Genomic DNA, 14514 nt, shown 5'->3' with positions numbered 1-14514 from the left:
TCAGGCCAGGCTTGCCCGCAACTGTTCCAACAGGTCCGCTGAAGGGGTAGTCTTCACCTTGATCTTCCGTACTGTAGGCCGTTTTCCCTTGGCTTTGGCGCGAATAATTTTCATTAGTTCCTTGCTATACTCGTCTTTATAATCGTTGACGTTAAATTCGCCTGCATGCCGTTTGATCAACTGAACAGCCATATCCATTTCCTGCTTGGCAATTTTCAAATCCGCAGGTACATTTAGGTCATCTGGCGACCGGATTTCCTCAGCAAAGCGCAATTTATTGAGAAGCAGCACCTTTTCATACGGCCTGATGATAGCCAGGTTTTCCGTATTGCGTAAAACGAAGGTAGACAACCCTGCCATCTTGGTCTTTTCCAAAGCTTTCAATAACAGCATATATGCTTTTTCTCCCCCTTTTTGTGGCTGAAGGTAATAAGGGGTTTCAAAATAGACGCTCTCAATATCGGCCGCTTTGACGAATGACTGCAGGTTAATCATTTTGCTTTTTTCGGGGCTTGCTTCCTCGAAGTCCGCCTCATCCAGTACGATATAGTTATCTTTCAGCAGATACCCTCTTACGATACTGTCCCAGTCCACCTCTTTGCCCGTGCGTTCGTTGACCCGTTTATAGCGTATCCGTGCGTGATCCTTACGATCCAGCATATCTAAATCGGGTCTGCTATCCGTGGTTGCGCTATAAAGCTTCACGGGGATATTCACCAATCCGAATCCTATGGCACCTGTCCAAATGGCTCGCATAATACCTGTAGCTGTTTGCATAGACAACAACCAAAAGCCCTTTTTGTTGCCTCGATTGGTATAACCTTTGCAAGCGAGAAGTATGGCACTAAAAGATAAAAAGATGAAAACGATAATTTCTGCTACCATAGCTTGCATAATGGCCATCGGCTTATATGCCCAGCAAAGACCTACGGAAATCACTCCACAAAACTCCTGGATCAAAACCGGCATCAACATCGGGGTGCCGGTAGGCACGTTGGCCGACCAGACCAGCGTAGCGCTCGGTGCGGAAGTGAAAGGCCAGCTTATGTCTACTCCCAACTGGGGACTGGGCCTTACCTCCGGATACACGCACTATTTCCCGAAATCCAGCAACGAAAATTTTGGTTCCGTTCCCGTCGGTGCCTTTGCCCGCTACTATCCGGCGAGCCGGGGCTTCTTCGTCGGTGCAGATCTTGGATACAGTTTCCAAACAGGGAGCGGGGCCAACAGGAACGGTGGCATGTATGTACGGCCGCAGATAGGATATCACAACCGACTTTGGAATATCTTCGGGTTCTATAACGGTGTATTCCGCAACAACGCCAACGGCAGGCATATCCAGCACGTGGGTCTCGGCACTACATTCAACATCATGTTCGATTAAATTCCGCACCTTCTTCCTGTCTGCTCCATCATTGACACGAGACTCATACAGGGTTAACATAGGGTTGACGAAGGTTTAATATAGCAATAAACTATATTAATACTTATATCCTTTGTTAAACCTATACTAATAATGAAGTGATGACGGAGCAAGTTTGGACAAGGAGCAAGTATAACGTGATCTTGCTTACGAGTGCTTGACATGCAATCGCCGCTTAAAAAGCGACAAAAAAAATCGTATGTTTGCGGCATCATGGTCCAACGGCTTATTGCCATATTGCTTATCGGGTCGCTATGCGCGGAAAACGTCTCCCGTTTGCTGGTGACCACCGCCTTTGAACTGAACAGGGACTACATTACGGCATACTTTTGCGTCAACAGAGATAAACCCTTGCTTCACTGCGATGGACAGTGTTTTTTAGCCAAAAAACTGCAAGAAGTAGAGGAAAAAGAGAAGAAATCCGAAAAAGAGTCGCAGAAAACCAGCTACCAACCAGCCGTGTTCACGGAAAAACACGTCCTGTTTTTTCCTTCATTGCCTGCCGTAACGCACCAAACCCGGGAATTGCCTTTTGCTTTACCTACCCAAGCGGCAGACATTTTCCATCCGCCGCGTATTTAACTTCTTTTATCGGTGTACCATCCCCCCAATCGTCAGGGGTAGAGACTATCTGATTTTTAAAGAAGTTATTTCCATGAATATATCCACTTTATTAAGGACCATTGTGTCCTGGTGTATCGTTGCATGGGTTTTCCAAGCCGAGGCACAAGAACATAAACTGGCTGGTCATATCTATGACAGCCAGACGAACCAGCCGGTAGCGGGCGTTTCCATTAGCGATCAAGCAGGACGCACTATCGGCCAAACCGACACAGACGGCCGTTTCAGCGTGCTATCTATACATCCGTTATCCGTTATCCAGGTCACAGCCATGGGCTACCGTCCGAAACTGGTCGATTTATCCGATGGCCGCACGAACGTCAATATCCAGTTGGATGCCGACCCGGTAAGGCTTGACGAAGTGCGCGTGGGCCTTCACGGCCGTGCAAACAGGGAGACACCCGGTTCAGTGGCGTTGTTGACCGCGGACGATATCCAACGCGGCAGCGGCGTATCGCTCCAGCAAGCGCTGAATACCGTTCCCGGTGTACGCATGGATCAAAGCACACTGGCCGATTCGCGCATATCTATCCGCGGTAACGGCGTCCGCTCCCCCTGGGGCATCCGGGCGGTGAAGGTTTACCTGAACGATATCCCGATTACCGAAGCCGACGGGACCACCCGCATCGAAGCCATTGACGTGAATACCATCGGACGGGCAGAAATCATCAAAGGTCCCGCATCAAGCATTTACGGCGCCGGAACGGCGGGGGTCCTCAACTTCCAACTGCAAAGGGCACCTTACGGCGAACGTAACGTAGCACTGTCGGCACTCACAGGCCGGTTTGGCCTGAACCGGGTGACTTCTGCATACCGTTCCGGTGGCGACCGGGTAAATAGCTATGTGGCATATGGTTGGCAGGAATATGACGGGTACCGTACGCACAGCAGTGATATGCGGCGGTTCGTCACCGGAAACTTCCAGCTTTTTCCCAACGACAAACAGATTATCACAGTCTTGCTGAACCGAACCTCCCAATTTTCGCAAATACCGGGAGCCCTTACACAAGACGAGCTCGACGACAACCCCACCCAGGCGAATGCCTCCAATGTAGAAAAAGCGGCGGGAAGAAACCAGCACTGGACACGCGTCGGCATCGGGCAGCAGTACCGATTCAATAGCAGGTTCACAAACAGCACCAGCGTATTCAGCTATTTTTACGACCTGGACCATCCCCTGGCATTTGCCTATATCCGCAATTATTATCAGAGCTATGGGGGTCGAACACGGTTCTCTTACGATCTTGACCTTCCCTTGCTCCCGACGGTATTCACCCTCGGTGCGGAATTTAACCAAGGTTTAACCAAAGGTAGCCAATACCGGAATGAGCAAGGTAAAGAAGGCCCTATCACGGCGAATATTGACTACCAAAACACAGCTTATGCCCTCTTCTTCCAATCCGAAACCCGACTTTCCCGCAAAACGCTGTTCACGCTCGGCCTGGGGGTAAACAGCCTGCAATACCGGGTTAGTGATTATTTGGCACCTCACCAAAGCGGCGCCAAGCGGTTCACCCCTGTAGCCATGCCGCGCGCGGCCTTGAGCCACACGATTCATGATGCATTGACATTACATGCAAGCATCGGCACCGGATTCACCCCGCCGACTACCGCTGAAATCAAGCTGGCGGACGGCTCCATCAATGCCCGGTTGCGGGCAGAACGTGCTGTTAATTATGAGGTCAACGCCAAAGGCGTGCTCACGCATTCGCGACGGCTCAGTTATGACCTCTCCCTCTTTTGGATGAACATGAGCGACGAATTGATTGCGCAGTCGGTTCAACAAGGCATCACGATCTATAACAACGCAGGTAAAACCACACACCGGGGGATAGAAGCGGCATTTTCGTGGCTATTGCTGGACGACCGGAATAGCCGGTGGCTACAGCGGCTACGCCCCTATGCTGCAGTAACTTACTCCGATTTCACGTTTGCCGATTACAAAACGCTGGACGCAAGCAATACCGTCACTGCCGTGTACGATGGCAACCGTCTTACCGGAATCGCTCCCTGGGTGGTGAGTGCCGGTATAGACTGCCATACTAAGGCAGGGTTTTATGCGCATTGCGATTATCTTTACAGCGATCGCCTGGCGTTAAACGATGCCAATACGGCTTACCACCCCAGCTACCATGTGCTGAATGCAAAAGTGGGGTATTCTCACGTTTTCTCGAAACGGATCAAGACCAGCATTTACGGCGGCGTGGATAACTTGCTGAACCAGCAATACAGTGCATTTGTGGCATTAAACGCCGTTTCCTACAGCGGGGGGCAACCACCGTACTATAACCCGTCGCCCAGCCGGAACGGCTATGGCGGCATTAACTTCAGTTACTTGTTCTAACCCTTATGAGAAATTTAAAATATATCTACATTATAGCACTGGCCAGCATGGCGGCAGTCTGTTCGCCCAAAGGTAATGGAACGGGCATAGCTACCTTAAGCACGAGTGCCTCAGCGAGGGGCCCTTACCTGACGCACGACCATCAAGGTCGTCCGGTAATCTGCTGGACAGAAAAAAACGATGCTGGTGTCTATCGCCTGTCTTTTGCGCTATATGACGCCACATCACGACGCTTCGGACCAGCAATTGCGGTTGGGGGGTCTGAGGGAATAAGCACCTCACCGGAAAGTATGGGCAAAATTGCCTTTAAAAGCGATGGTACGGTAGTAGCGGTCTTCGCCAAACCATTTAAACAAGAAAAAAACCCTTTTGCCGGAGGGATTTATTACAGTATGTCTAACGATATGGGAGCGACTTGGTCGCCCCCAAAATTCCTCCACACGGATACGGCCCATCATTACGGGCGCAACTTCTTTGACATAGCACGGCTGGGGAATGGCGAAGTAGGAGCCGTTTGGCTCGACGGACGGGATACGACTGTACAGGGCTCCACGCTATATTTCGCGGCTACGGGATCCGGAACCGGGTTCAACGGAGAAACAGTGGTGCATCGCGGCACCTGCGAATGCTGTCGGACGGATTTGCTGGTCGATGACGGTGGTACCATTCACGTTGCCTATCGCAGCATCATGTATCCTACCGCACGATTTGGCGAACAGGTGCGCGATATGGCCTATGTACGTTCTGAGGACAACGGACAAACGTTCAGCAACGAGCTGACTATCAGTCCCGATAATTGGGCTATCCGTGCCTGCCCGCATTCCGGTCCGGCATTGGCTGCCGAAGGAGAACACATCCACGCCCTTTGGTTCACCGCAGGAGGCGGCTCCGCACTTTACCACACCCATACTGATAAGCAGGGCTTTAAGCAACGGACGCTCATTAGCCAGACCGGAAGCCATCCTCAGCTCGCCCTTTGGAGTATAGACACCGTGGTAGCGGTATATGAAGATGCGCATTCACCCCATACCGGGGCACACCATCACCATGAATCTGATAAAATGCCTACCGCTGTAACACCACGCGTGGTGTTGCACCCCATCGTGCGCGGCCAGCCCTTACAACAGGTGGTAATTGCCGACCACGAGGGGGGCACATATCCTGTCGCTACCCGGATGGATAAAGGGATACTGGTGGCATGGATGAGAGAAACAGCTAACGGATCGGCGATAAGCTATACGATCTACTCATTTGCAGATAAACCCCAGTTTCATTAAGTTTGTGAAACCGGCTTTTATTCTGAACAGAAACACCCCATCCCTTGTTATCGTATTATGGAGCTTATTGGCCATGACTTTCCAGCCATTACACGGGCAAGACACCCTGGCCAAAGACACGCTGGGTACGCAGGTTGACTCCATCACGTTGCAAAAGACTACCGGTTTGCTGTTGCAGATGGACAGCATGAAAACCGTAACGGAAGCTGATCAGCGTTAAAAGTCGGCTGTTCCCCGGCATCCGCTTCCGAGAATACCAATTTCTTGATAGCGACCGTGAACTGCGCGTGGTGTTGTTTCTTGCTAATGTCTTGCGGTTATTGATGATTGCCTTGGCACTTTACATTACCCTGCCCCTGCTTTTCAGCGTCTTTCCCTGGACACGCGGCATCGCAGAGACGTTGCTGGGCTGGATTATTAAACCGTTGAAAGCGGTGTTATCCGGAATACTGGATTACCTTCCCAATATTTTTACGATTCTGGTCATCGTGGCCATTACACACTACGTTATCCGGTTCATCCGCTTCCTGACATCCGAGGTGGAAAGCGGCGCGCTGGTTATTCCCGGGTTTTATGCAGACTGGGCCAGGCCGACCTTCAATCTAATTAAAATACTGCTGTATGCCTTCAGCTTTATCGTGATTTTTCCGTATCTGCCCGGCTCCGATTCCAAGATATTCCAGGGAGTATCGGTATTCCTCGGCATCCTATTCTCATTAGGCTCATCTTCGGCCATCTCCAATGCCGTAGCTGGATTCGTCATTACCTATATGCGACCGTTTAAAGTGGGCGACCGCATCAAGATAGGCGAAATCACCGGTGATGTGATTGAAAAATCGGTATTGGTAACCCGCGTCCGCACCATCAAGAACGAGGAAATTACCATTCCCAATGCCACTATTCTTACCAGCCACACGGTCAACTATACCGCTTCGGCACGGGAGCTGGGGCTTATCTTACATACAAGCGTAACCATTGGGTACGATGTACCTTGGAAACAGGTTCATCAATTGCTTATCGATGCTGCCTTGGCAACCAAAGATATCCTCAATGACGAACGCAAGCCGTTTGTGCTTCAAACCAGTTTAGACGACTTCTATGTGGCCTATCAACTCAATGCCTATACGGCAGACAGCCATCGCATTGCCGCCATTTACTCTGAACTCCACCAGAACATTCAAGACAAGTTCAACGAAGCAGGGGTTGAAATTCTCTCCCCGCATTACCGGGCGGGCCGCGATGGTAATCCCGTAGCCATGCCGCCCGATTACCTGCCTCCTGATTACCAACCTCCCGCGTTCCGGGTCAATGTTACTCCACCAGCGCGTAACGAATAATCAAACCCGATGGTGATCGCTCATATCTGGGAGAATTTGTATTTTTACCGCACAGAAAAATCAACAGGCTGACATGAGTGACGAAACAAATCCGATTCCTGAAGAAAACCAACAGCACGCCAACAGCGAGCCGCAGTCAGGCGGGAGCCAAACTATCCTACTATCTGGCCTGTACGAAAATTGGTTCTTGGATTATGCTTCCTATGTTATCCTTGACCGAGCTGTCCCACACATCAATGATGGGTTGAAACCCGTACAACGCCGTATTCTACACTCCTTGAAAGAGATGGATGACGGCCGGTTCAACAAAGCCGCGAATGTCATTGGCAACACCATGAAGTACCACCCCCACGGGGACGCCTCCATCGGAGACGCCATGGTCCAACTGGGGCAAAAAGACTTGTTAATCGATTGCCAGGGAAACTGGGGCGACCCTGTGACGGGCGACTCGGCCGCTGCCGCCCGATATATCGAAGGACGCCTTTCCAAATTTGCCAATGATGTGGTGTTCAATCCCGATACCACCGAGTGGCAACTCAGCTATGACGGACGTAACAAGGAGCCGGTAACCTTACCCGTCAAGTTTCCCCTGCTTCTGGCTCAGGGCGCCGAAGGTATCGCTGTGGGACTGGCCACGAAGGTGATGCCGCACAATTTCATTGAACTCATCGATGGCTCCATAACAGTATTGCGGGGCGGACGCCCGAACCTTTTGCCCGACTTTCCTACCGGCGGCCTGGCAGATTGTTCCGCCTATAATGAGGGACAGCGCGGCGGCAAAGTCAGGATACGGGCCAGAATTGAGGAACGCGACAAGAAAACCTTGGCCATTACTGAAATCCCTTATGGCACTACTACCGGCAGCCTCATTGACAGTATTGTGTCGGCCAATGAAAAGGGTAAAATAAAAATCAAGAAGATCGAAGACAATACGGCGCAGTACGTCGAGATCATTATACACCTTGCCCCGGGCATCTCTCCTGACGTGACAATCGATGCCTTATATGCCTTTACCGCCTGTGAGACATCCATATCTCCCAACACATGCGTGATATGGAATGACAAACCCCAGTTCATGAGTGTGAACGATATCCTTATCGAAAACACCAAGCAAACGAAAAGCCTGCTAAAGCAGGAACTTGAAATCCGCCTGCATGAATTGCAGGAAAAGATATTCTTCAGCAGCCTGCTCAAGTTATTCATTCAGGAAGGGATGTACAAGCATCCCGACTATGAAAACGCGGGCGATTTCGAAACGGTCGTGGAGGTACTTACCCACCTGTTTACGCCCTTCTTTGATCGGTTTTACCGCGAAATTGTGCCAGAAGACTACAAACGGCTCATCGAAAAGCCAATGAGCAGCATTACGCGGTTCGATGTGAAGAAGGCTGACGAACAACTGGCTGCGCTGGAAGAAGAAATTAAGAAGGTGCGCCACCACCTGCGCCATCTGACCGACTATGCCATCGCTTGGTTTGAACGGCTCAAAGAAAAATACGGCAAAGGTCGGGAGCGGAAAACAGAACTTCGTGTGTTTGACCGGGTGGAAGCTGCCCAGGTGGCGTTAGCTAACGTAAAGCTCTATGTAAACCGTGCGGACGGTTTCGTAGGAACCGGCATGCGCAAAGACGAATACGTCTGCGACTGTTCGGATCTTGATGATATCATCGTATTCCGTACAGACGGCAAATGTGTGGTCACGAAAGTACAGGATAAGGTATTTGTGGGTAAAGACATCATCCATGTGGCCGTATTCAAGAAGGGCGATGACCGTACAGTATACAACATGATTTACCGCGACGGGAAATCGGGCGTTTCCTACATTAAGCGCTTCTCCGTACTGGGTGTAACCCGAGATAAGGAATACGACCTCACCAAAGGTGAAAAGGGCTCCAAGGTCCTGTATTTCACAGCCAATCCAAATGGGGAAGCTGAAGTGGTAAGCGTACAGCTGAAACCCCATTCCAAGCTCCGCAAATTGCAGTTTGATATTGATTTTGCCGAAGTAGCCATCAAAGGACGCGGTTCTCAGGGCAACATCGTGACCAAGTACCCTATCAAACGGATTACACTGAAAAGCAAGGGCGTATCTACGTTGTCCGGCAGAAAAATATGGTTTGACGATGTACTGAAAAGGCTCAATGCCGACGGAAGGGGCCAGTACCTAGGCGAGTTTGACGGAGACGATAAAGTCCTGACCGTCATGGCCGACGGCACTTATGAGCTTACAAGCTTTGACTTGAGTAATCATTTTGACGATAAGCTAATCCGGATTGAAAAATATAACCCGCAGCAGGTGTACAGTGCGGTGCACCGCGATGGTAAATCAGGCATTCACTATGTTAAACGGTTCATGTTTGAAGATACGCCCATCGGTAAGCGTACTGCTATCATCAATGACGAGCCCGGCTCTAAACTGGTACTGCTTACGAATGCCGCGGCACCTGTGGTTTCTATCGACGTGCTAAAAGGCAAGACCCGTACGCCGGATACCATAGAACAATCCTTGACTGACATTGTTGATGTAAAAGGCATGAAGGCGCAAGGTAACCGGCTGACGCCGCATGAGGTCAACCACGTAACCTTGATCAGTAGCGAAGACACAGCAGCTGATGAAGGTACAGACAGCGGGGCCGCAATCAGCGCCGGGCCACCCCAAAGCGGTACGTCCGAGAGTAGCGGGGCCGAGCGTGAAACCGAAGCGCCGGTGGACAAAGCGCCGCCCACAGCGGGGGTAACGTCCGCACCGGCAACTAAACCAGCGGTAGATTTCGAAATAACCAATCCAGATGATATCCATATGGATGACAATGGCCAAATGGGACTGTTTTAATAAAGCCGGATATGAGCATGCTAACGACCTCACACGTTTTCGGAAAATTTAATCTTTCAATTATGAAAAAAGTATTTTGCCTTTTGCTGTTAAGCAGCTGTTTATTCGCCAACAAAAACGCCACAGCACAATCGGGGAGTGTATTCAGCGATCGGCTGGAGCTTGGTTTAGCGGCCAACTACAATACAGATGTTAACCGATTCGGTCTCAGTGGCCATGCCAAATGGCTTTTTCCGTCGCCGACCAACGGCCAGTTCCTCATCACCGGTAAGCTGACACATACCGCTCCGTCAAACGGTAATTTTTTCAGCACACTGGACAGGGGCAAATATGACAATATAGCGGCCGCACACTTGATGGGCGGATATCGGTATTATTTCCGTTCCGGTCCACGTAACCCGGTTGCCGCCGGCAGCGCCTTTTTCGTGGAAGGAAATGCCGGACTATCATTCGTGAGCAGAGGCAGAACCTTTGGTGCAGGTCTCAATCCGGCTGTCGGCTACTCCACCTTATCGGGGCTTGCGTTTTCACTGGGCTATCAGGGCGTGCTGGCTTTTCATCGGGATAAACAAGGCTTGCAGTTATTGGAAGCTGGGGTCGCCTACCGGTTCTAATGCGCGTGGCGGTTATCGGCTATCCAGAAACTTACGAAGTTTAGGCGCTATCACCGCCGCACAATAGGGATTCTGCGGATTGTTGTTGAAATAATTATGGTGATAATCCTCTGCCTCGTAAAAAGGCTGGGCGGGTGAAACCTCCGTGACGATGGGGGCCGCATACACCTTATGTTCCACTAATTCCCTGATAAATGCTTCAGCTTCGGTCCGCTGCTGTGCGTCATGATAGAAAATAACCGATCGGTATTGGGTGCCTATATCGTTGCCTTGCCTATTCAATGTGGTGGGATCATGGGTTTTAAAGAAAACTTCCAATAACCTGCGGTATGGCAATACGGTTTCGTCATAGTCAATGTGCACCACCTCAGCATGGCCCGTCGCGCCTGTGCAAACTTGCTCGTACGTGGGGTTTTCACGCCGGCCTCCCATATAACCCGGCTTTACGCTGTTTACTCCTGCTAATTGCTGGAAAATCACTTCGGTGCACCAAAAACACCCGCCTCCAAATGTTGCTTTCATATTGTTCTATATTATGTCACTGTATTGAAAAAGGCACATGAGGTTTGATGTACAGCTGCTTTCAATAAACACTTTCACCGTCTAATAATAGGTCTTGCTGGCGCGCATCGCACACGGCATAGGAAAATCCCTTTTGCAGGGAAAAAGCTCCATATTCGCCCCGGTTATTTAACGCGAGGAAACCCACCTGTATTTCCTTAGCCGTTTCCGGCTTTTTACGGATAATGCGCCGCACCGCTTCATGGCATGCTTCAGCGGGGGTTAGCCCCTGCCGCATCAGTTCCACGACAAGAAAACTGCCCACCGTGCGGATAACCTCTTCGCCCACCCCTGTGGCGGTGGCACCCCCCACTTCGTTGTCGACATAAAGCCCTGCGCCGATGATGGGACTATCGCCCACGCGACCATGCATCTTAAACGCCATGCCGCTGGTTGTACAGGCTCCGGACAAGTTGCCAGCGGCATCCAGTGCCAACATACCGATAGTATCATGATTATACCGGTTGCCCGGCAACCGCTCCACGTTAAACGACTTGTTTTCGATATTGATGACCGGCTTGTACTGTTTTTCCTTAAGCCATTCTTTCCAGGCACTTTCCGCCTCGGGCGTAAGCAGGTTTTCTTTCTCAAATCCATTTTCAAGGGCAAACTGCAAAGCCCCCTCCCCCACCAGCATCACATGGGGCGTTTTCTCCATCACCATGCGGGCCACCGAAATGGGGTGGGCGATATGTGCTAATGCCGCCACCGAACCGCAGTTTCCGTGTTCGTCCATAATGCAGGCATCAAGCGTGACATGGCCGTCGCGATCCGGGTAGCCACCTTTACCAACCGTCAAGTTGGTCAGATCGGCCTCCGGTACCCGCACCCCCGCCTCTACCGCATCCAACGCCCGGCCACCCGCCTCCAACACTGCCCATGCCGCTTGGTTGGCAGCGACACCGAAGTCCCAAGTGGATACCACGATAGGCCTGTTCATTGCTGCATGGGCACTTCTTGCCGCACCTTTGCAAGATGGGAGAGCCTTACTTAATGAAAACAGCGAAAAAGTTGCGGCACCCGCCTTAATAAATTGTTTCCGGTTAATCATTCGTTGCAGCTTTTTGCCTAATCTTATAATTTAATAACAAAAAATTGTACATTATTGAATTATAACTTAACTTCGTAAGAAAGTTCTAAGCATGAAATCCCTCTATTCTCTGTCTTTTTTCACACTTTTTTTTCTATTTCACGGTCGTGGTAACGCCCAGTCAACCATGCCTGATTCTGCTGTCCTAAAAAAAATCATGCATATTGCCGAACAGACGGCTAACCGTTTTGTTCCGGATAAACGTACCGCGATTTTCGAATGGCAACCGGCCGACGGGAGCTATCACATTCAAACCACGGAAACGGAAGCAAAAGCTTACTTCTTGCAGCAGATAGCGGACAACCATATTTCCAACGCAAAGGTAACGATAAATCTTTTGCCCGACAGCAGCGTGGCAAGTTATGTTACAGGAATTGTTAACCTTTCGGTAGCTAACCTGCGTACTGCACCGCGCAATCAGGCGGAGCTGGCTACGCAGGTACTGCTGGGCACCAAAGTGGATTTATTACAAAAAAAGGACGGCTACTACCGTGTGCGTACTCCAGAAGGGTACATCGCATGGACCAGCGCGTCATCGGTTACACCCGTATCCGCATCGGCCCTACAACAATGGCAACGCTCAAAAAAGGTTATTTTCACGGCAGATTTCGGCCATTCCTATTCGGCTCCGGATGAACAGTCCCTGCGGGTATCCGACTTGGCCATGGGCAACATACTCACTTGGGACGGCATCGCAGGTGATTTCGTGAAGGTACAATATCCGGACGGACGGCAAGCCTATATCCGCAGCGGCTTGGTTCGTCCGTTTGACGAATGGTTAGGCAGCCGCCATCCTACCGCTGAAAATGTACTGCATACCGCCAAATCGATGATGGGACTTCCCTATCTATGGGGCGGCACTTCGGTAAAGGGTGTCGATTGCAGCGGATTTACAAAAACGGCCTATTACATGAACGGGATTATCATACCCCGTGATGCGTCTCAGCAGGTACTCGCGGGCCAACCCATTGATATCCTCACCGCGGACACCCTCGATGTTACGAAAGCACTGAGCAACCTTCGCCCAGCAGACTTATTATTTTTTGCATCGGGCAAGGGCCGCACGCCCGATGCGCGAATTACACATGTGGCTTTGTACTTAGGCAACGGCGAATTTATCCATTCCGCGGGTACGGTGCGCATCAACAGCATGCTCAGCGATGCGCCTAATTACAGCGACTTCGAGACCCGCACACTCGTAGCGGCCCGCCGGTATATCGACCAAGCCGATCCTGCGCTCCAACCCATCTCGCAACACAGCGCCTATATTTCGCAGACAGCAGATTAAACGTTAACAACCGTATGACTGTAAAAAACTTGGGTAAATTCACCCTACGATACCGCCCTTATACATTAACATTAAAACACGTATTCACCGTGGCGAGTGCTTCACGCAGCACGACGCCGGTGGTGCTCACCGAGCTTGAATTTGATGGCGTAACGGGTTATGGGGAGGCTTCAATGCCACCCTATCTGGGCGAATCGCATGAAACGGTACTCGCCTTTCTGGACAAGGTGGACCTTTCGCGATTTGACGATCCGTTCTTAGCGGAAGATATTTTATCGTATGTTGATGATATTGCACCGGGAAACACCGCCGCGAAAGCTGCAATTGACATCGCGTTGCACGATCTGCTGGGCAAAATCATGGGACAGCCTTGGCATCGGATATGGGGGTATGACGCCACCCAAACACCCCATACCTCTTTTACCATCGGCATTGACACCGCGGAAGTGGTAAGGCAAAAGGTACGGGAAGCGGAGCCTTATAAGCTCTTGAAGGTAAAATTAGGGCTCAATACCGACAAAATGATGATAGAAACCATCCGGGAAGTGACCGATAAACCGCTGTGCGTTGACGTAAACCAAGGTTGGAAACAACGTGAGGAAGCGTTGGAGATGGCGCATTGGCTGGCCGAACGGGGCGTTATCTTCCTGGAGCAACCTATGCCGAAAGGGCAGATAGACGACAACGCGTGGCTTACCGAACACAGCCCGATACCAACCGTGGCCGATGAAGCCGTGCAGCGGCTGCAAGACGTACGAAAGGCATTTGGCGTATATCATGGAATCAATATCAAATTAATGAAATGCACGGGTATGCGCGAGGCCCATAAAATGGTAGAACTCGCCCGCGCGCTGGACATGAAAGTCATGCTCGGATGCATGACGGAAACCTCATGCGCCATATCCGCCGCAGCGCAATTGTCGCCAACGGTCGACTGGGCAGACCTGGACGGGGCGCTATTAACCAGCAATGACATTTTCCGCGGCATGGAAGTGGTAAATGGCAAAGTGACATTAGCCGCCGCCACAGGCATTGGCATAACCCCAAGATGATTACGGTGTGGGATAACCGCTAAAAAAAGGGCTTGACGTCATGTCAAAGCCCCTTTTTCCGCATTCCTTACAAC

The 14514-nt window shown here is 50.8% G+C and carries 13 protein-coding genes; 10 read left to right on the top strand and 3 right to left on the bottom strand.

Features of this window, described 5'->3' with window-relative positions:
- The gene (gene ku / locus BM030_RS02105) at nucleotides 1-756 is read right to left on the bottom strand and encodes a non-homologous end joining protein Ku (RefSeq protein WP_090971008.1); all 756 of its coding nucleotides are present in this window, start codon (nucleotides 754-756) and stop codon (nucleotides 1-3) included.
- 103 nt (nucleotides 757-859) lie between these two features.
- Between ku and BM030_RS02100 the strand changes: the two genes are divergently transcribed.
- The 8 genes from BM030_RS02100 (at nucleotide 860) to BM030_RS02065 (ending at nucleotide 10449) form a co-directional block, all read left to right on the top strand.
- Entirely contained in the window at nucleotides 860-1384 is a 525-nt protein-coding gene (locus tag BM030_RS02100; protein WP_090970550.1) for a hypothetical protein, read from the top strand.
- Between the two features lie 252 nt (nucleotides 1385-1636).
- Nucleotides 1637-2005 carry a hypothetical protein gene (locus tag BM030_RS02095; RefSeq protein WP_139215783.1) on the top strand — a complete coding sequence of 123 codons (369 nt, stop codon included), beginning with the start codon at nucleotides 1637-1639 and terminating at the stop codon, nucleotides 2003-2005.
- A gap of 73 nt (nucleotides 2006-2078) precedes the next feature.
- On the top strand, nucleotides 2079-4388 hold the full coding sequence (locus BM030_RS02090) for a TonB-dependent receptor domain-containing protein (RefSeq protein ID WP_090970546.1): 2310 nt from the start codon (nucleotides 2079-2081) through the stop codon (nucleotides 4386-4388).
- A 5-nt stretch (nucleotides 4389-4393) separates the two neighbouring features.
- Nucleotides 4394-5665, top strand: a complete 1272-nt coding sequence (locus tag BM030_RS02085) for a sialidase family protein (protein ID WP_090970543.1) — start codon at nucleotides 4394-4396, stop codon at nucleotides 5663-5665.
- Between the two features lie 4 nt (nucleotides 5666-5669).
- Nucleotides 5670-5885: a hypothetical protein gene (locus tag BM030_RS02080; RefSeq protein WP_090970539.1), complete on the top strand. Its 216-nt coding sequence runs from the start codon at nucleotides 5670-5672 to the stop codon at nucleotides 5883-5885.
- Nucleotides 5886-5952: 67 nt separating this feature from the next.
- The gene (locus tag BM030_RS02075) at nucleotides 5953-7002 is read left to right on the top strand and encodes a mechanosensitive ion channel family protein (RefSeq protein WP_244518610.1); all 1050 of its coding nucleotides are present in this window, start codon (nucleotides 5953-5955) and stop codon (nucleotides 7000-7002) included.
- Between the two features lie 73 nt (nucleotides 7003-7075).
- Nucleotides 7076-9835 carry a DNA gyrase/topoisomerase IV subunit A gene (locus tag BM030_RS02070; protein ID WP_090970533.1) on the top strand — a complete coding sequence of 920 codons (2760 nt, stop codon included), beginning with the start codon at nucleotides 7076-7078 and terminating at the stop codon, nucleotides 9833-9835.
- Nucleotides 9836-9897: 62 nt separating this feature from the next.
- Nucleotides 9898-10449 (top strand): hypothetical protein, encoded by a 552-nt coding sequence (locus BM030_RS02065; protein WP_090970531.1) that lies wholly within the window; start codon nucleotides 9898-9900, stop codon nucleotides 10447-10449.
- Nucleotides 10450-10461: 12 nt separating this feature from the next.
- On the opposite strand, the gene msrA is transcribed toward BM030_RS02065, so the two are convergent.
- Both msrA and BM030_RS02055 read right to left on the bottom strand, forming a co-directional pair.
- A complete protein-coding gene (gene msrA / locus BM030_RS02060) occupies nucleotides 10462-10971 on the bottom strand; it encodes a peptide-methionine (S)-S-oxide reductase MsrA (protein WP_090970529.1) in 510 nt (169 codons plus the stop codon).
- A gap of 61 nt (nucleotides 10972-11032) precedes the next feature.
- Nucleotides 11033-12061: a glycosylasparaginase gene (locus tag BM030_RS02055; protein ID WP_090970527.1), complete on the bottom strand. Its 1029-nt coding sequence runs from the start codon at nucleotides 12059-12061 to the stop codon at nucleotides 11033-11035.
- A 196-nt stretch (nucleotides 12062-12257) separates the two neighbouring features.
- Between BM030_RS02055 and BM030_RS02050 the strand changes: the two genes are divergently transcribed.
- Both BM030_RS02050 and BM030_RS02045 read left to right on the top strand, forming a co-directional pair.
- Nucleotides 12258-13388 (top strand): C40 family peptidase, encoded by a 1131-nt coding sequence (locus tag BM030_RS02050; protein WP_244518609.1) that lies wholly within the window; start codon nucleotides 12258-12260, stop codon nucleotides 13386-13388.
- 14 nt (nucleotides 13389-13402) lie between these two features.
- Nucleotides 13403-14440: a dipeptide epimerase gene (locus BM030_RS02045; protein ID WP_090970523.1), complete on the top strand. Its 1038-nt coding sequence runs from the start codon at nucleotides 13403-13405 to the stop codon at nucleotides 14438-14440.
- Nucleotides 14441-14514: the final 74 nt, after the last annotated feature.

It is taken from the genome of Parapedobacter composti, from assembly GCF_900112315.1.
GTDB lineage: Bacteria > Bacteroidota > Bacteroidia > Sphingobacteriales > Sphingobacteriaceae > Parapedobacter > Parapedobacter composti.
The sequence above is the reverse complement of the archived record's forward strand: the minus strand, read 5'-3'. Positions and strand labels throughout refer to the sequence as shown.